At 59.1% G+C, this 22,118-nt stretch carries 18 protein-coding genes; all 18 read right to left on the bottom strand.

The annotated features are described in order from the left end of the window. Nucleotides 1-3: 3 nt before the first annotated feature. Nucleotides 4-1,170, bottom strand: a complete 1,167-nt coding sequence (locus ASU23_RS25405; protein WP_058038965.1) for a glycosyltransferase family 4 protein — start codon at nt 1,168-1,170, stop codon at nt 4-6. Continuing rightward, nucleotides 1,167-2,063: a glycosyltransferase family 2 protein gene (locus ASU23_RS25400; protein WP_058038964.1), complete on the bottom strand. Its 897-nt coding sequence runs from the start codon at nt 2,061-2,063 to the stop codon at nt 1,167-1,169. Before ASU23_RS25400 ends, ASU23_RS25405 begins: the two co-directional genes overlap by 4 nt. Beyond that, a complete protein-coding gene (locus tag ASU23_RS25395; RefSeq protein ID WP_058038963.1) occupies nt 2,060-3,271 on the bottom strand; it encodes a hypothetical protein in 1,212 nt (403 codons plus the stop codon). Before ASU23_RS25395 ends, ASU23_RS25400 begins: the two co-directional genes overlap by 4 nt. Continuing rightward, a complete protein-coding gene (locus tag ASU23_RS25390; protein ID WP_058038962.1) occupies nt 3,268-4,479 on the bottom strand; it encodes a glycosyltransferase family 4 protein in 1,212 nt (403 codons plus the stop codon). The genes ASU23_RS25395 and ASU23_RS25390 overlap by 4 nt, the downstream gene beginning before the upstream one ends. A gap of 1 nt (nt 4,480) precedes the next feature. Next, nucleotides 4,481-5,806: an O-antigen ligase gene (locus ASU23_RS25385; RefSeq protein WP_058038961.1), complete on the bottom strand. Its 1,326-nt coding sequence runs from the start codon at nt 5,804-5,806 to the stop codon at nt 4,481-4,483. Then, nucleotides 5,793-7,316 (bottom strand): sugar transferase, encoded by a 1,524-nt coding sequence (locus tag ASU23_RS25380; protein WP_058038980.1) that lies wholly within the window; start codon nt 7,314-7,316, stop codon nt 5,793-5,795. Before ASU23_RS25380 ends, ASU23_RS25385 begins: the two co-directional genes overlap by 14 nt. An 824-nt stretch (nt 7,317-8,140) precedes the next feature. Further along, nucleotides 8,141-8,542 (bottom strand): GNAT family N-acetyltransferase, encoded by a 402-nt coding sequence (locus tag ASU23_RS35355; protein ID WP_172827096.1) that lies wholly within the window; start codon nt 8,540-8,542, stop codon nt 8,141-8,143. A gap of 365 nt (nt 8,543-8,907) precedes the next feature. Then, complete coding sequence (locus ASU23_RS25375; protein WP_007726623.1) at nt 8,908-10,353, bottom strand: polysaccharide biosynthesis tyrosine autokinase; 1,446 nt, start codon at nt 10,351-10,353, stop codon at nt 8,908-8,910. Between the two features lie 639 nt (nt 10,354-10,992). Beyond that, nucleotides 10,993-12,318 carry a UDP-glucose/GDP-mannose dehydrogenase family protein gene (locus ASU23_RS25370; RefSeq protein ID WP_058038960.1) on the bottom strand — a complete coding sequence of 442 codons (1,326 nt, stop codon included), beginning with the start codon at nt 12,316-12,318 and terminating at the stop codon, nt 10,993-10,995. 52 nt (nt 12,319-12,370) lie between these two features. Further along, nucleotides 12,371-13,339 (bottom strand): GDP-L-fucose synthase, encoded by a 969-nt coding sequence (locus ASU23_RS25365; RefSeq protein WP_042452275.1) that lies wholly within the window; start codon nt 13,337-13,339, stop codon nt 12,371-12,373. Beyond that, nucleotides 13,336-14,367: a GDP-mannose 4,6-dehydratase gene (gmd, locus tag ASU23_RS25360; protein ID WP_172827095.1), complete on the bottom strand. Its 1,032-nt coding sequence runs from the start codon at nt 14,365-14,367 to the stop codon at nt 13,336-13,338. Before gmd ends, ASU23_RS25365 begins: the two co-directional genes overlap by 4 nt. Before the next feature lie 100 nt (nt 14,368-14,467). Then, complete coding sequence (locus tag ASU23_RS25355; RefSeq protein ID WP_058038958.1) at nt 14,468-15,532, bottom strand: polysaccharide pyruvyl transferase family protein; 1,065 nt, start codon at nt 15,530-15,532, stop codon at nt 14,468-14,470. Continuing rightward, nucleotides 15,525-16,736 carry a lipopolysaccharide biosynthesis protein gene (locus ASU23_RS25350; protein WP_158170310.1) on the bottom strand — a complete coding sequence of 404 codons (1,212 nt, stop codon included), beginning with the start codon at nt 16,734-16,736 and terminating at the stop codon, nt 15,525-15,527. Before ASU23_RS25350 ends, ASU23_RS25355 begins: the two co-directional genes overlap by 8 nt. A gap of 70 nt (nt 16,737-16,806) precedes the next feature. After that, complete coding sequence (locus ASU23_RS25345; RefSeq protein WP_058038956.1) at nt 16,807-17,346, bottom strand: DapH/DapD/GlmU-related protein; 540 nt, start codon at nt 17,344-17,346, stop codon at nt 16,807-16,809. Next, nucleotides 17,343-18,623, bottom strand: a complete 1,281-nt coding sequence (locus tag ASU23_RS25340; RefSeq protein WP_164490553.1) for a glycosyltransferase — start codon at nt 18,621-18,623, stop codon at nt 17,343-17,345. The genes ASU23_RS25345 and ASU23_RS25340 overlap by 4 nt, the downstream gene beginning before the upstream one ends. A 26-nt stretch (nt 18,624-18,649) precedes the next feature. Next, nucleotides 18,650-18,988, bottom strand: coding sequence for a DapH/DapD/GlmU-related protein (locus ASU23_RS35155; protein WP_024487404.1), 339 nt, complete (start codon nt 18,986-18,988; stop codon nt 18,650-18,652). Nucleotides 18,989-19,203: 215 nt separating this feature from the next. Then, the gene (locus ASU23_RS25330) at nt 19,204-20,379 is read right to left on the bottom strand and encodes a glycosyltransferase (RefSeq protein WP_082661466.1); all 1,176 of its coding nucleotides are present in this window, start codon (nt 20,377-20,379) and stop codon (nt 19,204-19,206) included. Between the two features lie 100 nt (nt 20,380-20,479). After that, nucleotides 20,480-21,976: a sugar transferase gene (locus tag ASU23_RS25320; protein WP_253741474.1), complete on the bottom strand. Its 1,497-nt coding sequence runs from the start codon at nt 21,974-21,976 to the stop codon at nt 20,480-20,482. Between the last annotated feature and the right edge of the window lie 142 nt (nt 21,977-22,118).

The following is a 22,118-nucleotide window of genomic DNA, read 5'->3' as shown; positions in this document are numbered from 1 at the left end:
GTCTCACCACTTTTCCGAGTTCGTATGTCGACGTTCATTGCACTGGCCGTAGCTGCGCGACAAGACCGATGTCAACCGGGACCGAGTCCAATCACGCTGCGGTTCAAAGAGAGAAAGCTCGGTCTCGACAATCGATCGAGCGATACGAGAGGAGAGAGTCGACGCCGGAGCAACCTGGATCGTCACGGCGTTCCTACCTGCCAGTGTCGGCACACCGCCGAGTTCCAAACAGACCACCGGCAGGCCCACCGCAGCCGCTTCGGCCGCCACCCAGCCGCCCGAATCGTGCATGCTCGGGAAGAGCAGAGCGGAGGAGGCCCCCATCTCGCTTACCACTTCCGATCTGTCGCGCCATCCGCGAAGCGTGACCTGACCGCGCCGATACGGAAGCGACTTCTCGATCCGCCCGCGGGCGGGTCCCTCCCCGACAAAGGTCATGGACCAATCGGTGCCCAGCTGCTCGAGCGCATCCAGAATCAGGTCGATTCCTTTGTATTGCAACAGTCTTCCTACGAACAAGAGTCTTCGTTTCGGTCTGGGTACCGCTTGCTTCTCGATTCCGTCGTAGTCCAGAACACAATTGGGTTGGACGACGACATTGCGTGCCCGCGGTGCGCCTCGTCCGCTGTCGGAGTTCATCGCGATGAAAGTGTCGACTCGTCCGGACATGAAGATGTGTGTCAGTGACCGAACGGCTTTCGTGGAGCAGGTCCGAACTGCCGTGGTTGCCAGGTACCGCATACCGATGCGCCTGGCGAGCGGCATCGGCGGGTAGGTGTTGCCCCCGGCAGGCCCCCATACCAGTCGTACTCCGCCGGCTCCACCGAACAGCACCGGTGGGGGCAACCAGTCGGAGGCGAACGTTGCATGATGCAGGACGTCGAAGTTTGCCGCTTCACGCCGAACGAACAGTGAGGTGTGCCAGAGCCATCGGAGGTATCGACCGTACGATCCGGCTTCTTCCGCGGGCAAAGTCGCTATTCGCACGACACGAACTTCGCAACCGAGCTGTTCACACTCTGATTCCAATGCGGGAGCCTCACCGGAGCGAGTCACCACCGTGATCGACTCACACAGTTCGGAAGCTGCCGAGAGAAGCGCCCAACCCGCACCGGATTCACTCCCCTGATTCGGATCGCAGGCGTATGCCGTCATCAACAACCGTGTCATCGCGCTACCACCAGCCTCTGTGCGCGCGGCGTCCGAGAATCGCTGCGGCTGAATCGCTCTGAGAACCAACCGATGTTGCGTGCACCGTTGTCGAGAACCACGCGCTTGATCCGTGGACTGATCAAGGCAACGGGGATCAACGTCGCCGACGCGAGTACGAGCAGAGCGCGTTTGGCACTCTGAGCCGCCAACAGTGGCAGCTCGAGCTGTCCCTGACAGACCGCGAGGATTCGTCCGTTGTTGACATACCGGGCGAAGAGCCAGGAATCCCGACGCCGATCCTCGCCTACCGGTTCGTACGCAAGCGCCTCGTCGCACCACACCAACCGGACACCGCCGGCGCTCATCCTGAGCGTGAACTCGGTGTCCTCGCCGCCAGGTAGATCCCAGTCGTCACTGAAGTTCAAGCCGTTCAAAGCCTTCAGGTCCAACAACAGATTTCCAGCGCCTGCAGACGCAACCGGGGTGCCGGTCGAATGGCGAACGCGAGTGTGCAATGGAAGTTCCGAGGCAGGCAGACCCACCGGAATCACAGGACCGGCCACAGCACCTGCGTCGAAATCTGCGGCGCAGGTGAGGAGATTCGACAGCCAGTCGACATCGACGTACTCGTCGTCGTCGACGAAGACGATGTAACGACGATCTCGTGCACGGGCGAGATCGACCAGCGCACGTCGCGCCGGAGATACCCCGCCGAATCCGAGATGCAGTCGTTCGATCCCGTCGGCAACATACGTCGGCGTGGTGGATTCCGGATCGTTGTCGCCTACTACGACCTGGGCGGAGGCACCGGAAGCCTGGATCGATGCCCGGACGCTGTCGATGCAGACAGCCAGTTCCGATTCACGACGGAAGGTCAGAATCGCCACTACGACGCCGCTGGGATTCTTCATGAGAGGTCAACTTTCGGTCGGGCGTCACGGTTCATCGAAACCAGAAGTGCGACGCTCGCGCTGACGCACGCCGACGCGGCCAATGCTCCTGCGACGGGTACGGCGCTGTCGGTCAGTCCCGCCCCGAGAACGATCAGAAACTGCAGAGGTAACAGCAAGGCGCGAAATCTGTTGAGGTTTCCCGTCTTGTCCACGACGCGGATCGACGTGCCGACTCCCAGCAGAATCCCGTTGAACGCCACCGCCAACCCGCACAGCAGAATGACCGGTATCAAGTTCGGAAAGTGCGACCCGACCAGATGATCCATCAATCGCACTCCCGAGAATCGAATCTCGAGCGTGAGACAGATCAGCGAAACGCAGATGATCGAAACCCAGAAGATCTGCAAGCCCACTCGGCGGCCGAGTGCCATGCACTCGCTCGGGCTCATCGCTTCGACACCACTGCCGAACTTACGCATCAGAATTGGCGAGATGCCCGCGAACATCAAGGACAGCGGACCGAGCAGTGTCTGGGCAGTTCTGATCTCACCGATCATCGAGATCGACGCCACCACAGTGAGTATCAAGAACATCGCCTGCTGCGCAGCTGATCCCATCAATATCTCGATCGCAAACGGCACGGATCGATATCGGTGAGTGCGCGAGTACCTGATCGACGGTACCGGCGGTACCAGACGCATGGATGCGTGACCGAGAGCGAGCGCGACGAAGACACCGACCGTATAGGTCACGAGTGCAAGTGTCAGATTCTCGACCAGGAAAGCTGCAATAAGGACGAACGAGAGTGTCACGATCTGTATCGACACAGAGATCCAACTCGCACCGTCGTGCATCAGCATCGTGCGTATCACGTCCAACACCACGAAACCAGCTGCAGCCAAGGCGTATACCGTGAGATTCATCGAGTCCGAGCCGGCGATCACGAACAGTGCCCACACCGATGTCACCGATACCGCCGCCAGCACGATCGTGGGCGCCAACGCCGGTCCACGCTCGTCAGACCCCGCCCCTCGCGACAGCCAGACGTCGACGCCGATCGCTCTCCCCAGTGCCAGTGCCAACAGACCCGCCGATTGAATCACGGCAACCTGGCCGACTTCGATCGGACCACCGAGTCGTGCCACCGAGGTGAGAACGACAAAAGTGAGGACGCTCGAAAGCCCTTGATCGGCCATGAATGTCACATGCCGAGTGCGATCTTTCACGATCTCACCTCGTCGATGAGCTCACGCATCGACGTCGCCGCTTTGCGCGATGTGAAGCGATTCGAGTAGTGACGATAAGCGGATCTGCGTATCGCCGATCGATCGTCCGCTCCGAAGATTCGATCGAGGGCCTCGCGTATCGACGACTCTTCCAAGGTATTGAGAGGCGTTCCGCCCGGTCCGACGATGTCCGCGAGTGCACCGTTGGTTGCGTAGATGACTGGGGTGCCAACCGACATCGATTCGATCGCAACGCGTCCGAACGGTTCTGCCCATTGAGACGGCACCACGGACGCCGCACTGTCTCGAAGTATCTCGATCACATCTTCGTGCGAAGTGAATCCGGCCAGCGTGACGTTGTCGAGAGCTGCGCTTATGCTGGAGATCTCGCCGTACTGCGGTCCGTCACCGAGAACTGTGAGCGAGGGACTTCCAGCGCCCTGCGGCCAGTTGCGCACCAAATCCAGGACGCCCTTCTCCGGTGTCAGTCGGCTGACGCACACAACCGAATCAGTGCTCCGAAACTCGGGTTCATTTTCTTCGAATCCGAAGTTCGGACGAACCACGACGCGGCCAGAACCGATCAGTCGTCCTTCGACCAGACGTGCTGTCATCGCGCTCGTTGCGACGAACCTGTGCTGCTTCCACCCCAAGACGCTCAGCTTGACCGCCGTAGCGCTCAGGTAGCAGACAAGGCTCTGCAGTCGGCTGTTTCCGTAGCATCCGTTGCGGACACAACTCGTGAAGTATTTGGTGGAACCGCATTCGGTGCACGTGCCATCTGCGCGCAACTTGGCTGACGGTGTGGCCAGGCGATAGTTCCGAACCGCCTGCAACGTAGGAATTGCGGCGGCTCTTGCGGCCACGAGCAACGAAGCCGAGAACGCCGGCCAGAGATTGTTCACGTAGATGACGTCGGGGCGCTCCGAACGGATGATGCGCAACGCATCGACGAGTACGCGAGGACTGAAAACAGCGGTGACTGCCGCCCACGGTCCCCGGGAGATCTTGGAATTCTCGGTGGTGCACTGAACCGTCTCGTATCCGATCGATTTCAGGAGCTTGGATTCGTTGGCGAAGCTCTGCTCCTCACCACCCGGATTCCGATAGATCGCATGGAACATCAAGGCTTTCGGCGGCGTGAATCCACCGGCGGACGTCGGGTTCACTTCGGGCTTCGAACGCGCTACATCGAACGACTTGTACATCTCAGTGACCTCCTCTTCGCTCCGGAGCGAACCTGTACGCGTCGTTCTGGTCGGCACGAACCCCACGGATCGACAACTCGGCGTTGCCCGCATTGTGGGAGCGGTGGGTCGAGGGTCCGTACGGCGCCAGGAAGACCCATGCGATCAGCCACATGGCGCCGAAGAAGAGCGTCGACTCCGTCAAGTCCATCGAGAAGACGAGAGCCATGATCGCGACGACGGCGATGTACTCAGTTCTGCTGCGGGCTCGCCCGAGCGCCGTGCTCAGAAGCAGGTAATAGCCGGCCAACAGCAGCAGGAATCCGATCCAACCGATCTGCAGCCGAATGTCGAGCATTCCGTTGTGTGCGCTGGTCGCCGGAAAGGACAGCTTTGACCGAATCATCTGCCCCACTGCACTGTCCGGCGCCCACACCGAGCCGAAGCCCCATCCGAGCAGAGGCCGCTGTTCGGCGTAGTAGTCGGATACCGTCCAGAGATGTAACCGGCCGGTCAGCGTGACATCTCGCGAGAGTAGCGCCGCGACATCGGGTCCGAGCACCTTCATCGCGCCGGACACCCCGAGGTACAGGCCGATGATCACAGTCGAGGCGAGGTGAGCGTTCGGTGTCCGTCTAAAGCACCTCAGAGCAAGCATTGTCGCCAGCGCAATCCCTGCAGCGACGAGACCGGTCTGGCTCCGGGCCTCGAACAACACGATGCCGGCGACAGCAAGCGCCGCCACCCACGGAATACGCTTGACGTCGGGAAGCATGAGCATGACACCGACAAGTACAACTTCGATGGCAGCCATTCGTCCCAAAGTGTTCTTGTGCGTGAAGATTCCGCGATAAGCAACGGCGCGGGTGTCCACGTCGATGCCAGTCGAAGGATCGAGGAACACGACCATCAGCGACAGCACGAGAAGTACCAGCAAGGTGAGGGCAACAGTCCGCACTCGCACCGCGAAGGTCAACTCACGGGCGACGATGATTCCCGTGATCGCCAGGCACACGACGACGATGCCGGCGACGGCGGAGTTCCGGGGCAGTGTCGACCAGTACCAGCTGGTTGCCGGGACGCCGGCCGAGATCATAAGCGTGAAGACAGGCCACGTCGTATTGCGTGAGTATCGCCGGTCGAGGAAGTAGACCAACGCAAGTGTCGCCGAAAGAACGGCCGAACCGTGTACGAGCAACGATCCGAGCGCTGTCCTCTGCGTGTACGCCTGAAAGGCTCCGCTCGCGCCGATGACCGCGATCACCAATGCCGTTCGCAAGATCAGCGGATTGTTCGGCGCCTCATTTTCGCAAGGCGCCGGTACCGCCTTCTTGTCAGTAGGCGCCATCACTTCCCACCACCGCCTTGAGCGTCTTCGCGACGATCATGACGTCACCCATCATCGACCAGTTGTCGACGTAGGAAAGGTCCAGGCGGACAGTGTCTTCCCACGAAAGATCAGAACGTCCACTGACCTGCCACAGGCCGGTGACACCGGGCTTGACCAGTAGCCGACGACTGACCGCGTCGTCGTACATCTCGACCTCGCGCCGAAGCGGTGGCCGCGGGCCTACAACGCTCATCTCACGCCGGAGGACATTGACGAACTGGGGCAACTCGTCGATCGAGTATCGGCGCATGAATCGACCGACCGTCGTCACACGCGGATCGTCTCGCATCTTGAAAAGCACTCCGGCGCCTTCGTTCTCCTTCATCAGTGCCGTGACCTGTGAATCCGCATTCTGGACCATCGAGCGGAACTTGAGCATGGGGAACGGCTGACCGTCCAACCCCATCCGCTCGGACTTGTACAGAACCGGCCCCTTGCTCGTGAGCTTGACGGCGATCGCAGCCGCCAGTAGCACCGGACTGATCACGGCGAGTACCACGGTTGAGAAGACGATGTCGAAGGTCGTCTTCGTGAACTTCTGCGCGCCGTGATAGCGCGGACGCTCGACATGGATCAGCGGAAATCCAGCGACCGGGCGCATCGAGAGCCTCGGCCCGGACACATCCAGAATCCCTGGCGCGACGACAAGGTCCACATGATCGCGCTCGAGATCCCAGGCCAGCTTGCGCAGCCCTTCCGGTCCGAGTCGCTCCGACGCCGTCACCGCCACCGTGTCGGCACCGACCTGTTCGAGTGCGTCGGTGACACTGTGCTCGTCTCCGAGCACCGGAATGTCCCGGCCGTTCACTGTGACAACTTCGCCCGTTTCTCCTCCGTAGCCAGGTACGCAGACTCCGACAACTCGGTATCCATGGGCATCGTCGCGCTCGAGGTTGCGTGCAAGATCGACAACCGCCCCTCGCACACCGACCACGAGTACGGCAGTTCGAAATTCACCTCGGGCTCGCTCACGAGCAATCACCCGTCGCCAGATCCAACGACTCGCGATCAAGGCGGTCAATCCCATCGGAAACGCCACGGCAAGGTACAGGCGCGCGATCTCCAGGTGAAGGAGAAGGCTGGCGATCGCAATCAGTCCGAACAGGCGGAGCGTTCCGACAGCGATCAATCGGTACTCTTCAGGGCCGCTTCCGATCACGCGAGGAGATCTGGTCCGAAATACCCTCAGTACGGCAAACCAGCCGATAATCAGGGCGAAAGACAGTGCGGTGTAGCTGAAATGGCCGAATGCTTCACCGTCGACGACATCCGCGTCGCTACCGAATCGCCACCATTGAGCCAGAAACACAACTCCCGCAACGATGACCGTGTCGGTGATCGCCAGGCGACGAAGATACGCAGATTGCCATTTCCTGCGTGCGGAAACTCCACCGGCCCTCTCCGGCGTTACTCGTCGGTGTTGTTGTGGCCGCTCTTTCGTGGGCGCGGCCATCTCGAGAACCGTCATGTGTTCAGAATCCTTTCCCCATGCACAGAATTCGGCCTGAAGATGTTCACCGGCCGAGGTCCATCGGACCGCCTTGCCGAATCCCGAAACTTCGACAGCGAAGCAACTGCTCCGCATTGCTGCGTTCAGTGCGTATGGTCGCATTACGTGCGCCTTGCAGTTAACCCGGCGACTATTGTCAGGCCTCGGCCCAACTGTCGATTATTGCGGCATTGCCGCAGCTCACACCCCGTGATTGAAGCAGAGTCCACTAACAACCCAAACACAGGACGATCGGCGATTTCTCCTCGCCCGCTGACGTCGCCGGCCTCGATATTGCCAGGACTCACATCTTGGCAACTCTTCGGCTAGCTGGTCAGTACCAGTGAGGAGTTTGCCACATTCCGGACAGCGTGGCAATAGCGCTTTCCGAATTTCTTCCCGACGCCAGCATTGACGTCAGTTATTCACCCTCCGACAAGAAGGAGTGAACATTGCTCACCATTACCATTGCGTACCTAGAGTTTTCATCGCCTAGCCCATTTGGGCTCCGCGTTTGGACGGAAACCAGCACGCGGTTGGTAAACACTCTGCAATCCATACTTTGATGCGCTCAGCGTCGACTCAGCCCTGGACGATTGTTCGACACTTCGCCTCTGGGCGTCTTACCTACTCCTGGCCGGTATTGCGCGAACCTACGATCGGGCGACACCGAGAATTCAGACATGCAAAAAGAGGAGTGTGGACCGCCAGCGATCGCCTGTGAGGTCCTGAAATAGCTGCAGCGCAGCCCAATTAGGGACATGCGAGTTGCGCAGCCGCTCGGCTGCAAAGCGGGGCGACTGCTACCGATGGCTATGGCTATGGCCATGGCAAACGTGTGTGGCCGTGTAGGGTCGACGGACGCTCGACACGCTCGTTCGCACCCAGTAGCGGAGCGTGTCTCTCGAACAACCGACATTGCGGGACAACTGATCAGCTGGGCGCACGCTCTCGAGTAAACCCCCGCACGCTTCGATTGCCTTACGCGAAACCGGGTTCCTTTCGTCGCAGGTAACCAGGACGCGACTGAGCCCCACCGGGTCGCCGACATACGCGAGCGCCTCACCCAGAGCAGTCGACGCTATCCCTTTCCGGCCCTCCGACCGACGGACCCGTGGCCGATATGACCACCGACATCGGCCAAGAACTCGTTCATGCTGAGTCGCAGCTGGCCGACAACCCCCGCACCCGCTGTCCAAATCCATCGAGGGATGCCAGATCGACATCTAGGCGTTGCGAAACTCTCGAGGCCGAATCGGGCTGGTCCGCCTGCGGTCCGCCACACTCGCTACGCGATTCCAACCGAGACGCCCAAGGCCCCGTCGGGCGCAACCAGATCGACAGTCATAGAGGCACTGGTCAAGCAGGGACAGCTCAGACCGCAGCGTCACATCCCGCATGCCCGTGCCTACCCAATTACTGCGACGGCCGATGAACCCGTATTCCGCACTGCGCGTCGCAGACTCAGAGGACCCGACTAGAGAATTGCGTCCGATTCACCACACAGAGAAGGGCCCTCGAGCATTGCTCGAGGGCCCTGTGAGGCGTCGGGATTTACCGTACGACCAGGTCAGATGACTGTCGACGTGACCTTTCGTTCGCCGACTGGATTGCTGTCCACGGACCCTTCCACGGCCACGTCAGCGACAACCGGATCGGAATCGTAGTAGTACTTGTACTCGTAGACACCACGACCGTTCAGCGGGGTCATCGTGATGACAGTACCGAGAATCGTCGCGCCCACACTGTGGAGATTGCCGACCGCCCTGCTCAGCTGTTCCCTCTTCGTCGTGCCGTGACGAGCAATCACTAGCGCACCGTCCGCCAGCGCTGAAAGAACTGCAGCATCCGTAACCGGAAGCAACGGCGAGGCGTCGATGATGACGTAGTCGAACCTTCTGCGGAGATCGGTAAAGACCGCATGGGCAGTGTCAGTGCCCAGAAGTTCGCTCGGGTTCGGGGGAATCGGACCTGAGGCAAGAACCGTCAGGTCAGCATTGCTCGTGACTTGAAGTACGTCGTCGAGATCTGCTTGCCCGGCCAGGACCGAGCTCAGACCGACGCTTCCGATAAGTCCCAGATACTTCGAAACGCGAGGCTTACGGAGGTCACCTTCGACGAGACACACCTTCTTGCCTGCCTCGGCCAACACGAGTGCGATGTTCACCGCAGTCGTGGTCTTTCCCTCGGAGGGAAGAGAACTCGTAACGACGATGACACTCGGTGGGCGATCCACGGCCAGGAACTGCAGATTGGTTCGCAGCTCGCGGTACGCCTCGGCACTTGCGGAGTTGCCCTCGTGGAAGTTGATCGCTTGATGAACTTCGCGTTCCTTGTCGAACGGAATTGTTCCCACCATCGCCGCGCCGGCGATGTCTTCGACCACCTTGCGCTCTTTGACGGTGTTGTCCAGGCGATCACGCACCACAGCCAACCCGATCCCCAGCAGAAGCCCGATCGCGGCACCGAGCGCCACGTTCCGCGAAGTCTTCGGCGACACCGGTTCCGCGGGAGTTTGTGCTCGCTGTTCGACAACGACGCGCGCAGGTGCTGTGCCACCATTTGCGGGCGTACCCAGATCTTTGACCATCACGACAAACTCGTCCGAGAGCGCATTTGCGATTTCACGTGCCAGTTCAGGCGACGCATCTTGCACGCTCAAATCGAGCAGTACTGTATCCGGCGCCGATGTGGCGGTCACCTTGGACGAAATCTCCGCAGCGGAAAGCCCGCCGAGTCGATCGGGCCCGACTGAATCGATCGTTCTCTGTGCCAGTGTCTCGCCGGTAAGGAGCTTGGCGTAGGAAGTGACCAACTGCTGTGAGAGCTGGTTACCTTGGTAAGCCTCGTTCACGGTTGTTCCGGTAGAGGTCGACACGAACAGGCGCGTGGAAGCCTGGTAGATCGGCGTGGCAATCAACGAGGCGCCCAATGCGCCCAAGATCACGACCACAGTGACGACAGCGACTATCTTCCACCGTGCCTGCAAAATCTTCAGGTAGTCCCGTACATCCATCGTCGAATCTCCTTCGGCTCGAACACGTATCACGTCTTCGAGTAGTAATCGACAGCCGCTGTCGAGCCGCTGCACTCAATGCAGGCTGAACGAGGCAGCCAATCTTCTATCGCGTGTCCCTGCGTCACAGCGCGAGGTATTTGCCGAAACAGCCAGGGGGGAGAGGCCTTCATGGCATCTCACACATCTCACTTCCTGGCCGATGCATGATCGGGAAGTGGCGAACACGCGACACTGACAAACCCGCGACACTGACATCGGGCCCACTCACACATCGCGCAGAGCAGACACAACGTGCAGCCAGGCTGAACTCTACTGCGTCATTGGTCTTTTCACCACCGCAACGGAGCCTCGAAACTTCCTAGAAATCGTCAGTCGACCGTGACGACCATGAAAGGGTCACATACCACAGCGGGCCGTAGGACCAACGTCCGTCGACGACCAACTACGCAACTTGCCGCCGGAAGTTGATGCATACCAACCGAACAAGGCATCATGCCCCTCACCCTGTGATGCACGAGCGGCTATCCCAGCATCTCCCCCGGCCACAGCTCGCTCGCTGACGGACTTTGGTCCCGGGCACACGGCCACTTCCCCTCGATGCCTACAACACCCACCCTCCGTGAAGGTTTCACCGGTTTACGGCCTTCCGAGACCTCGGTAGGTCCACCCTGCGTCACGCCAGGTGGTCGGTTCCAGACAGTTACGTCCGTCGATGATGACCTTCTTGCGGACGACAGGTTCGAGGTCCGACGGCAACAACTTTCGAAACTCGGTCCACTCGGTCAGAACCAAGACGACATCAGCTCCTGCACACGCGTCAAGTGCACTCGAAGTGTAAGTGAGGGTGGGGAACAACGCCTTCGAGTTTCCCATGGCCTTCGGGTCATAGACATTGACGGCAGCGCCTTGCAGCTGAATCTGGCCGGCAACGTTCAGCGCAGGTGAGTCGCGCACGTCGTCGGAGTCAGGCTTGAAGGCTGCACCGAGAACCGCCACATTGGCTCCGAGTAGAGAACCACACGCTTCTCGAGCCAGTTCGACCATCCGAGTACGACGACGCATGTTGATATTGTCGACTTCGCGTAGGAAAGTGAGTGCTTGATCTGCTCCCAGCTCACCAGCACGTGCCATGAAAGCACGGATGTCCTTCGGTAAGCAGCCCCCACCGAAACCGATTCCGGCGTTGAGGAATCGCCTACCAATTCTCTCGTCGTGGCCGATGGCATCGGCAAGAACGGTCACATCCGCACCTGAAGCCTCGCACACCTCCGAGATCGCATTGATGAACGAGATCTTCGTTGCCAGAAATGCATTGGCTGATGCTTTGACCAACTCCGAAGTCGCAAGGTCGGTCACAACAAAGGGAATACCTTCGTTCAAGAGTTGCTCGTACACTTCACGCGCAATCGATTCCGCACGTCCGGGTCGATTGCGGTCGACCCCGAGCACAAGCCGGTCCGGGTGAAGCGTGTCTTTCACCGCGTAGCCTTCCCGGAGAAATTCCGGGTTCCACGCCACCTCCACGTCTTGTCCGGCAGGCGCCAGTTCCCGTGCCCGCGCACCCAATCGCTCTGCTGTACCGACTGGCACAGTTGATTTCCCGAAGATTACGGTCGGCCTGGTCAAGAGGGGTGCGAGTGTCTCGATCACCGAATCGACAAAACGCATGTCGGCCGCGAACTCCCCCTTCTTCTGCGGCGTACCGACGCCGAGGAAGTGGATGTCGGCGAACTCTGCGGCCTCCTCGTAGGAAGCCGTGAATCGAAGACGTCCCGCGGCTATGTTGCGGCGCAGTACTTCCTCGAGTCCCGGTTCGTAGAAAGGAACCTCCCCAGCTTCGAGCATAGCGAGCTTGTTCGGATCAACATCCACCCCGAGAACCTCGTGACCCAACTCGGCCATGCAAGCTGCGTGTGTCGCCCCGAGGTAGCCTGTGCCGAATACCGCAATACGAGAAGTCATAACGATGTCTGCCTGTCGAAGTCGAGTTTACGTCGAATAATGCTGTAGTACTTCATGTCCTGATCGAATCGACGTTCTGTCGATACCACTCCACGGTCGATGCGATCCCCGCACGAAGATCAATCTTGGGCTGCCACCCCAAATCTCGAAGCTTCCCGATGTCAAGCAACTTCCGCGGCGTCCCGTCAGGTTTCGAATGATCCCACTCGATCTCGCCGTCGAACCCGATCTCGTCCGCCACGATCGCAGAGATCTCCGCGATGCTCTGGTCCTCGCCTGTACCAACATTGACGTGTTCTGCTCCGTCATAGTGGTCGAGCAAATGAAGGCAGGCATCCGCCATGTCGTCGACGTGGAGAAACTCGCGCCTCGGCGTCCCGCTGCCCCAGTTCACGACTGAAGCAGCTCCATCACGGCGCGCGTCGTCGAAGCGTCTGATGAGGGCTGGCAGCACATGAGAGCCCTTGGCAGAGAAGTTGTCACCCGGGCCGTAGAGATTGGTCGGCATCGCGGCGATCCACGGACGCCCGAACTGCTTTCGAACAGCCTGTACCTGCAGGATTCCCGCGATCTTGGCGATGGCATATGCATCGTTCGTCGGTTCCAAATGACCGGTCAGCAAATATTCTTCGCGAATCGGTTGAGGAGCGAATTTCGGGTAGATGCAGGATGATCCGAGGAACAGCAGGCGATCTACGTCGAACTCGGCCGCCGCGTCCATCACGTTCACCTGGATGCGAAGGTTGTCGGAGATGAAGTCCACCGGCAGTGTGCTGTTCGCCAGTATCCCGCCCACTTTGGCTGCCGCGAGGACCACGTTCTTCGGCCTCTCGGCGGCGAAGAACTCGAACACGGCACCGCGGTCGCGAAGATCGAGTTCGGCGGACGTTCGACCGACAAGGCGATTGAAACCGTCGGCCTCCAAACGACGCCAGATCGCTGAACCCACGAGTCCACGATGGCCCGCGACGTACACCGCATCGTTCCGATCGAGGGACTTCTGCGCGTACTCCCCCGTCATCGAGCGTGCTCCCAATCCACCAGGTTCGGGCGGTCGATCCAGGGCTTGCCCTCACACTTCAGAGCCTCGATGTCCGCATCGACCATGATTCGAGCCAGCTCGGGAGTATGTACAGTCGCCTTCCAGCCGAGCTTCTGCTCCGCCTTACCTGCATCTCCGATCAACGCATCTACTTCCGTCGGCCGCAGATAGCGCTCGTCGAAGCGCACATGATCTTCCCAGTTCAAACCGGCGTGCTCGAAGGCCACCGTCAGGAAATCCTTGACCGAGTAGTTACCGCCTGTCGCGAGCACGTAATCGTCCGGCTCGTCGGCCTGAAGCATCCTCCACATTCCCTCCACGTACTCCGGCGCGTAACCCCAGTCGCGGATTGCATCGAGATTACCCATGTACAAATCGTTTTCCAGGCCGGCCTTGATCCGCGCCACCGCTCGCGTGATCTTGCGAGTTACGAATGTTTCGCCTCGCCGCGGAGATTCGTGGTTGAACAGAATTCCGTTCACGGCAAAGATCCCGTACGCCTCGCGGTAGTTCTTGGTGATCCAGTACGAGTACACCTTCGCCGCACCGTACGGCGATCGCGGATAGAAGGGAGTCTGCTCGTCCTGCGGAGGCGGTGTCGCACCGAACATCTCGGAACTGGACGCCTGGTAGAACCTGCATTCGAGACCAGCCATCCGGACTGCTTCGAGCAACCTGATCGACCCGATTCCCGTCGTGTCTCCGGTATGTTCGGGCTCGTCGAAACTTACCCGTACATGTGACTGCGCTGCGAGGTTGTAGACCTCGTCCGGGCGTATCTGTGCGAGAAGAGTGACCAAACGCGCCCCGTCGCTGAGATCTCCGTAATGAAGGAACAGTTTTGCATCCGGCGTGTGGGGATCCACATACATGTGATCGATTCGAGCCGTATTGAACGTGGACGATCTACGAGTAAGTCCGTGGACCTCGTATCCCTTGCTCAACAACAGCTCGGCCAGGTATGAACCGTCTTGGCCTGTAATTCCGGTAATCAGTGCACGTTTCACTTGAAACTCCGTCCTCGAAGCAGATACTTGTCTGCGAGTAGTCATCGGCCGAATTGTGTTGTGTGGGAGCAGCGAACCCACAACCAGAACTGAGAAACCCTCACGGCATTACTGCCTCCTTGATCCGCGATCTCAGATCCTCCAGTTCCGCGGCAGCGGAATCCATTCCGCGAGAGATTCGGGCAGATTCGTCGTGCCCTAGATTCAAGCTGCCACCCGTCGCATCGTCCATCCAGGAGGCCTGCGGTGCGAGTACCGGTTCCAGCGAATCCCTCAGCTTCGGTACCGAACTACTACCCGACATCACCGGTATCGATCCGCCTCGAGCGCTCAGGATCAAAACATGGAGGCGGTCACTGACGGTTACGGCGGCGCGCTCGTACAGGGCGCGGACAGCCGACTCCTGTTGCCGATGGGTCGTGTCATCGTCCCATCCCACGTAGGGAATACCCAGCGTCGCAGCAACTTCGCGGTTGTGGCTGTCGTCCTCGACAACCTGGCAACAGGCCATCAAATCCAAACCATTTGCCGAGAACTGACTTTGGATCGACCGAAGGGACGCGTAGTTCACCGGTCGGTCATGCCGAAGTGAAAGCAAGGCTATTTCTCGGCGCGCAGATTCTCGGCCAGCAGACTTCGCTCCGTCGGATACACCGGCCCCGAACGCGAGATCGGGATAGAACCGACTCTTACCTCGCAGGTACTCACACGTCCTTTTGTCACGTGCCGCGTAGACGTCGGCTACGCCGACGAGGATCTTCTCGGGTACTGCCGCCATTGGGCTTCGTACCTCGATCGACCGTCCCAAAACGAGGACTCGTGTACCGAACATGCGAAGCACCGCAAAGACTGTCACCAACAACGAGTGCTTGACGACGCTTGCTGCTGATGCCCCCAGAACCGCCGGCCCAGGTGCCATCACGATCACTGCCCGCTTTCGGCGCACTGTATCGGACAAAATCGCTCGCCAGAAGTTGATACCCGAATCCATCACCTCGTCGGTTGGTTCCCAATCGAAGGCATCGACGTACTCCGCGCTCATACTGCCCGAAAATACAACGGGTCTGAACCCCAGTTCACGCATGTAGTCGACTGCTGTTCGGCGTATCTCGATGTCACCCAGATTGCCCTGAGCTGCTGCGATACTCATGAAGAACCTACGCATGGGGATCCCTCCTCATTGCAACGACAACGACACAGGTCAGCAATGCGGTTTGAAGTACATAGCTGAGCGAGAGCGACCACCCCGCTCCGAGCGCCCCGTAACGGGGGGCAGCCAGCACGATTCCGACGAGGCAGATCAAGGTGCTCACAACCGTTATGTAGGAGACGATTTCAACTCTGCCCGTACCTTGCAGGATCGCATTCAATTGGGACGAGATCGCTGCGAAGATCAAACTGAAGCAGACGACCTGCATTACCGGTACCGCGTCTACGTACGCATCGCCCAAAATCGGTGGAACGAGTACAGGGATGACAGCTGCGATCACACCGAAGATCACCGCGCTTGCGATGCATACGTACATCGCGGGTCGCAGAATGCCCTGGGTGATTCGCCCGGTCGTCGAGCGCGCCGCCGCAGGCATGAGAACTGCCGCAAACGATGTGGGAATCAGCCGCAACGGAGTGGTGATACGACTCGTCACGCCGTAGATTCCGGAGACGGCCGGTGACGTGACAAGTCCAACCAGCAGTACGTCGAAGTTGCGCGTCTGAGTAGCAACGGAATTCAACCAGAAGTGCGAGGACTTGCCGATGATCGACTTGTACGAGCGTCTCGATCTGACACGAGTGATCGCCGGTCCGAGCCGAATGGCCACGAAGACAGCGATCATCGAAGAGAACGCGAGGCCCACGGAATACCAGAACACTGCGTCGACTCCTGCGAGCCAAGCGGCCGCAACAAAAACGAGAGCAAGTGCTCGCCGGAGGAGCAACGACACCGCGTTCTGCCAGGTATTCCCGTCAGCGAGTGGTAGCGAGAGCAGCGTCTCGACGTAATTGTCCAGAACAACCCAAGCTGTCAACGGCACTACGAACCAAAGCTTCGGCTCGAAGACCGCGGCTACCGCCGCGGTAAATGCCAGCAATGCACCGACGGCCAGGTTGGCGCGGCGCGAGAACTCCAAGGTCGACGCGATGAGGGGTTCCTGGTCACCCAACGCACGGATCCGAACCAGAAATGGGGTGAACCCGAAGTTCAGAATGGTCTGAAGCACCAGTCCGACACCATAAGCCGCAGCGAAGATTCCAAAGCCGGACGGACCGGAGATACGCGCGAGTAGGACCATACTCAGTGCCTGAATCAACGCACCGACAAGACGTCCGCCGGCGATTCCCGTGAACTGAACCACCAAGGGGTTCGTCATCACCTTCATGTTCCACCACCCGGGCACTCGAACGCGTGCGGAACCCCGGCGCAGCGCGGTCGTGCGCCCTTCATGGTCGTCCGGTCGACGAAACCGGGGCGCGGACGATCGAACTCGCCGGAACATCGGATGTAACAAGGCAATTTGCGCCGATAACCGAGTGGTCACCGACCGACGTGCCGCGGAGAATTGTGGACCTGGCCGCAATCCACACTCCGTTGCCGATGACGATCGGTCCGTTGTCGAACTCGAAAGTCCGTGACTGTCTGCTGTGACTGCCCGCGCACAGAAAGACGTCCTGCGAGACACAACTGTTCGACCCGATACTCACCGGTTCGAGATTGAGGATCCATGCTCCCTCACCCACCCAAGTGTTATCACCGATCGACAGTTTCCACGGCCAATGGATCTTCACGCCGTGCCGAATCAGGACTCCATCACCGATCTCAGCGCCGAACAGTCTGAGAATGGCAACTCGTATGCGTGCCGGCACGAACCAGGCCCGGAACAGTGGTGCCACCGCGAGCCAGGCGACCTGCACTGATGCCGGACGTCCCTTGTCGTATCCTGCCCCGGTGAATTCGCCGAGGGAGAGCTGCGGGTGTGTCATCGCGCTCGGGCTTGCGTCGGTCGAGTCGGCAAACTGTCTCGATTGATGAGTCCGTCGAAGAGGTCACCGAACGCGGTGGTGGCAGAGCCGGGAGACAAGGTTTCGTGCACGTACTCCCCCCCGTTTCGCGCGAGTTGAGCGGCACGGACGGGGTCGGAAACCAGCATCTCTATTTCACGTACCAATGCTTCGGGATTTCCGGCGTCAACACGTACTCCCGCCCCGGACAGGGCGATCTCCTCGCCGGAGGCACTGTCCGAAGATGTAGCCGCGACGACAGGTACCCCTGAAGCGAAATACGATGTAAGTTTGCTCGGAACGGCCATACTGCGAAGATCGGCCAACTCGTTGAGAAGTAATGCGTCCGCTGCTCGCAGCACATCGGTGAAGTCCTCGCCGCCAACAGGATCCATGAATTCGATCCCGGTGCATCCCTCGGACAGCTCTTCGAGATGGGCCCGCTGATTCCCATCCCCCATCAGCACGAATTTGATGTCGGACTGGCGCGGCCCAAGTAAATGCGCGGCGTTCACCACGTTCTCGAGCCCTTGCTTTGCACCCATATTGCCGGCATGCAGAACTATCTTCTGTTCCGGCCCCCAGCCCAATCGCTTTCGCGAATCTTCTCGGGTGCAGGCAGACTGGGAGAGATCCAGGTGGGTCCAGTTCCTGATGACTGTGACGCTGCTCGAGTCGACTCCGAGGTTGTCCTGCGCATGCTTCGCGAACCGCGGGTGGATCACGACGACGTGATCGGACTTTCGCAAGATCCAGGATTCGGCTCGATCGACGAGAGACGACAGGCCTCCGCTCAGCTGACCGGTCTCGGACGCGCCCAGTCCGTAGAAGTCCTGCACCCACAGCACCACGGGTGTGCGCGATCGAAGGAGCCTGGTCCTGATGACAAATGCCGCCGAGGACAAAAGTGTAGGACTTAAACACAGTATGAGGTCTGCTCGATGGAAAAGAGTCGCCCAGGTCGCCCTCAAAGCGAAACTTGCCTCCATCAGAATTCTTCGCAGGAAGCTGGGATTCCGGGGGATGTAATGACGAAGTCTTTGAACCGTCAGATTTTCTGACTGCTCTACGGAAGACAGACCTGAGAAGCCATCCATCTTTCGCCAGAATGGATAGTGCGGATACCCTGTCACTACCCTGACGTCAGCACCGGCATCCGCTATCGCATTTGCCAAACCCTCCGTGTACGGAGCGATACCGGTTGGCTCAGGAGAATAGTTGATTCCCACGATCAGGATTTTATTTCCCTGATTATCCATCGTGCTCATTTCCCTTTTCAGCTAACTCAGGACGGCAGTCCGTGCACAGCTTGCAGGTGTGCACTTCTCTGCGTGTCACTCTCGAATCGTTCGGCGACTTTCCGTGCCGGAACTCCGACATTCACCGAGAAACTCTCGACGTCGTTCGTCACGACCGAACCGGCTCCGATAACCGCACCGTCACCGATCTTCACACCGCTCAATATCACCGAACAGGCGCCTATCCATACGTCTGTTCCAATTTCGACAGAATCGCGTGCACCAGGCTGACGGTCCCCCACCCACGTCGACGCGAGCATCGGAATACCCACCTCGTCGATCGCGTGGTCTTCGCGCCCCACGATGTAGACGTTCATTCCGATCATGACTTGGGATCCGATGGAGCCGTCTACCTGAATAACGGTTCGGGGTCCGACGCTGACATTATCGCCGATATTCAGCCGGTGAGGCGCACTGATGATGGCTCCACGGCCGGCGTTGAAGTCGCGCCCTACTGAAACATTCCCGTTCGATATTGCGAGTCCATTCATTATTCCGCGAAGGGCTCGCCTGACACCTGACGGTAGGCGTGATCGGTTGCTCATCGTACGACCATCTCCTTGGGCCATCCCTCATTGTCGAATTCGACGACCTGACCTCGCAACGCAGCAGAGATCCCCGATGCCATGGTTTCGGCGGAATAGAGATCCCCTACCTTCGCTGAAACTTTCTCCGCTGGAACGGGATTGGAGACAAGATGCAAGAAGTAGTCTCGCAGCGCCGCAGCCAGCGACTCCTCGGTCGTCGGTGAGTAACTCTGCATAGGACCGACAGCAGCAAGTTCGATCTCGGGGGCGTGCGGGGCGTCCTCGGGGTACAGCATCGGGACTCCGAATCCCAAACTCTGAGTGACACTCAACCCGACGTATCCGGGAGAGATCGACATGATTGAGCGTGCGTAGATTTCAGCAAGTTCGATCGGACTTTCAATGCGTCCGTGTACCACAACGGACTCTTCCAGACCTAAATCGAGAATTTGCCGTTCTATCGTTTCCACCGCATTGCCGAAACCCACGATTTCCAACACGGCACCCTCGTCGACGAGGCCTGATTGGTGGAAAGCCGGAACCAATTGATCGACGTTCTTCTCGGCAACCAATCGGCCGACATAGACAATTGATTTACGCGATTCACCGGTGTTACCAGCGTTGATGTCAGCGCGTTTGTACAAAGAATTGGGTGCAACCCAAACTGGTTGGCCTGGAACCTCGAGCTTGGCTGGGACCACACTGGCGTACCCGTAAAGAATGGTCCCCTGAGACAAGCGGCGCATCGTTCTCCGAAGGAAAGCCGTCTTCGACGAAGAACCTTGCCTGGGATGCAAATGGCCCCAAAGAAGAGTACGGCGACGCGCTATTCGTCGAAGGACCAAAATACTCCACGATGTGAGACTACGGGGGTTCAAATCCAGGATAGTCACGGACGCTGAAAGCGGATTTTTCCAAGAACCCACCTGAAGAAGAACCTTGTCACCGAAGATTCCGATCCGTCGAACGCGGTCGTAGAAATCCGTGTCGATGCCAGTTCGTACCGTGGAATCCAACCCGTAGTCCGAAGCCAGAATATCGAGATTTCCTTCCTCCATCTCACGCAACACCTCGATGCACGGATTCCGATACGTTGGAATCACCGCCAAATACATCGAGTATTTTTTTGATGACATCGAGCCTGCTCCCCCAAAGTTCTCATCGAGCACCACCGATTGGCCAGTGTGCATTGCGCAGTTCCCTTACTTCGGATCCCAGGCAGGGTTCGCCGGGAATGGCGAATCGGATTCGCGATACGAATACGAAAGACTGACTGACTGACTGAACGGATCAGTATGCGCCGTCACTAGCCATTACGGCTTTGAGCGTCTTCACGACGATCATCACGTCCCCGACCATCGACCAGTTGTCGACATAGGACAGATCCAGCCGAACGGTTTCTTCCCACGAAAGATCCGAGCGCCCGCTCACCTGCCACAAACCGGTGATACCCGGTTTGACCAGCAGTCGCCTTTTCACGGCCCCGTCGTATGCCTCTACCTCACGCCTCAACGGCGGTCTCGGACCAACTACGCTCATCTCGCGCCGGAGCACATTGACGAACTGAGGCAACTCGTCAATCGAAAGCTTTCGAATGACGCGCCCCACCTTGGTAACCCGAGGATCGTCACGCATCTTGAACAGGACACCGGCGCCCTCGTTATCCGACAGCAGGCTGTCGACCTGCGTATCTGCGTTCTGAACCATCGATCGGAACTTCAGCATCGGAAAGGGAACCCCGTCCAATCCCATTCGCTCCGACCGATAGAGCACAGGACCCCGACTGGTGAACTTGACTGCCAACGCCGTCACGATCAAAACGGGACTGATCAAAATGAGAATTACAGATGCGAAAACGACGTCGAAGGCTGTCTTGGCGAACCGTTGAGCACCGTGGTATCGCGGACGTTCGACGTGAATCAGTGGAAGGCCCGCCACCGGCCGCATCGACAGTCGCGGACCGGAAACATCCAGGATTCCCGGTGCCACAACAAGATCGACGTCCTTACACTCCAGATCCCAGGCCAGTTTCCGCATACCGTCGTAGCCGAGGTGTTCCGTCGCCGTAACCGCCACCGCATCGGCTCCGACCAAGTCGAGTGCGTCGGTCACATCGTGCTCGTCCCCGAGGACCGGTATTTCGTTGCCGTCGACCACGATGACTCTGTCGCGACGACCTAGTTGACTGGGTTGGCAGACGCCCACGACCCGGTACCCGTCACCGGGAGCTCGTTCGAAGGTTTGGGCCATTTTCTTGACTGCAACCGGGCTTCCCACGACTAAGACGGACGTCTGGAAATCGCCGCGCGAGCGCTTCCTCGCAATCACCTTTCGCCAGATCCAGCGACTCGCCATCAGCGCGGTCAGACCGACAGGAAATGCGAAGGCCAGATAGAGCCGCGCGATGTCCAACTGCAACAGCAAGCTGACAATCGCAATGAGTCCGAAGAGGCGAACTGTCGCGACGAAGATTCGCCTGTACTCTTCGGGTCCGCTGCCGATCACACGAATCGAGCGAGTGCGAAAGATCCCCAACGACGATAACCACATCGCCGCCAATGCAATTGACACACCGGTGTAGCTGAGTTGCCCGAGGATGCCGGGGCTCACTGCGCGGCTGTCTCCACCGAATCGCAGCCATTGAGCCAGGAAAACCGTCGCCACGATGATCACCGAATCGCCCAGGAACAGCCTTCTGCGGTACGCCGTTTCCCATTCCCTCCGAGAAGTCGATCCGCGGCGGAGGTCGGGCACTGCGCGGGGAAGCGTGTGCTTGGTCTTGCCCAGTGTGGACACGTCGAGCGCCGTCACGTGATCAGTCCCTTCCTCATTCGTGGAATCCGTGTGTCGTTGAATCCGTGTGTCGTTGACAGGTGTTGAGCGTGATTCACCAGATTTGAGCAATCCACTGGAACAGCAAATTGCTCGC

This window comes from Rhodococcus sp. KB6 (assembly GCF_001445685.1).
GTDB classification, from domain to species: domain Bacteria; phylum Actinomycetota; class Actinomycetes; order Mycobacteriales; family Mycobacteriaceae; genus Rhodococcus_F; species Rhodococcus_F qingshengii.
Note: the sequence above shows the minus strand (reverse complement) of the source record. Positions and strands in the feature narration are given on the sequence as shown.

Bases quoted from the DNA above. Each gene is read 5' to 3' on its own strand.
- ASU23_RS25405 (WP_058038965.1), bottom strand. From the start codon at position 1,170: ATGACACGGTTGTTGATGACGGCATACGCCTGCGATCCGAATCAGGGG.
- ASU23_RS25400 (WP_058038964.1), bottom strand. From the start codon at position 2,063: ATGAAGAATCCCAGCGGCGTCGTAGTGGCGATTCTGACCTTCCGTCGT.
- ASU23_RS25390 (WP_058038962.1), bottom strand. From the start codon at position 4,479: ATGTACAAGTCGTTCGATGTAGCGCGTTCGAAGCCCGAAGTGAACCCG.
- ASU23_RS25385 (WP_058038961.1), bottom strand. From the start codon at position 5,806: ATGGCGCCTACTGACAAGAAGGCGGTACCGGCGCCTTGCGAAAATGAG.
- ASU23_RS25380 (WP_058038980.1), bottom strand. From the start codon at position 7,316: ATGACGGTTCTCGAGATGGCCGCGCCCACGAAAGAGCGGCCACAACAA.
- ASU23_RS35355 (WP_172827096.1), bottom strand. From the start codon at position 8,542: ATGGATTTGGACAGCGGGTGCGGGGGTTGTCGGCCAGCTGCGACTCAG.
- ASU23_RS25375 (WP_007726623.1), bottom strand. From the start codon at position 10,353: ATGGATGTACGGGACTACCTGAAGATTTTGCAGGCACGGTGGAAGATA.
- ASU23_RS25370 (WP_058038960.1), bottom strand. From the start codon at position 12,318: ATGACTTCTCGTATTGCGGTATTCGGCACAGGCTACCTCGGGGCGACA.
- ASU23_RS25365 (WP_042452275.1), bottom strand. From the start codon at position 13,339: ATGACGGGGGAGTACGCGCAGAAGTCCCTCGATCGGAACGATGCGGTG.
- ASU23_RS25355 (WP_058038958.1), bottom strand. From the start codon at position 15,532: ATGCGTAGGTTCTTCATGAGTATCGCAGCAGCTCAGGGCAATCTGGGT.
- ASU23_RS25350 (WP_158170310.1), bottom strand. From the start codon at position 16,736: ATGACGAACCCCTTGGTGGTTCAGTTCACGGGAATCGCCGGCGGACGT.
- ASU23_RS25345 (WP_058038956.1), bottom strand. From the start codon at position 17,346: ATGACACACCCGCAGCTCTCCCTCGGCGAATTCACCGGGGCAGGATAC.
- ASU23_RS25340 (WP_164490553.1), bottom strand. From the start codon at position 18,623: ATGGATAATCAGGGAAATAAAATCCTGATCGTGGGAATCAACTATTCT.
- ASU23_RS35155 (WP_024487404.1), bottom strand. From the start codon at position 18,988: ATGATCGGAATGAACGTCTACATCGTGGGGCGCGAAGACCACGCGATC.
- ASU23_RS25330 (WP_082661466.1), bottom strand. From the start codon at position 20,379: ATGCACACTGGCCAATCGGTGGTGCTCGATGAGAACTTTGGGGGAGCA.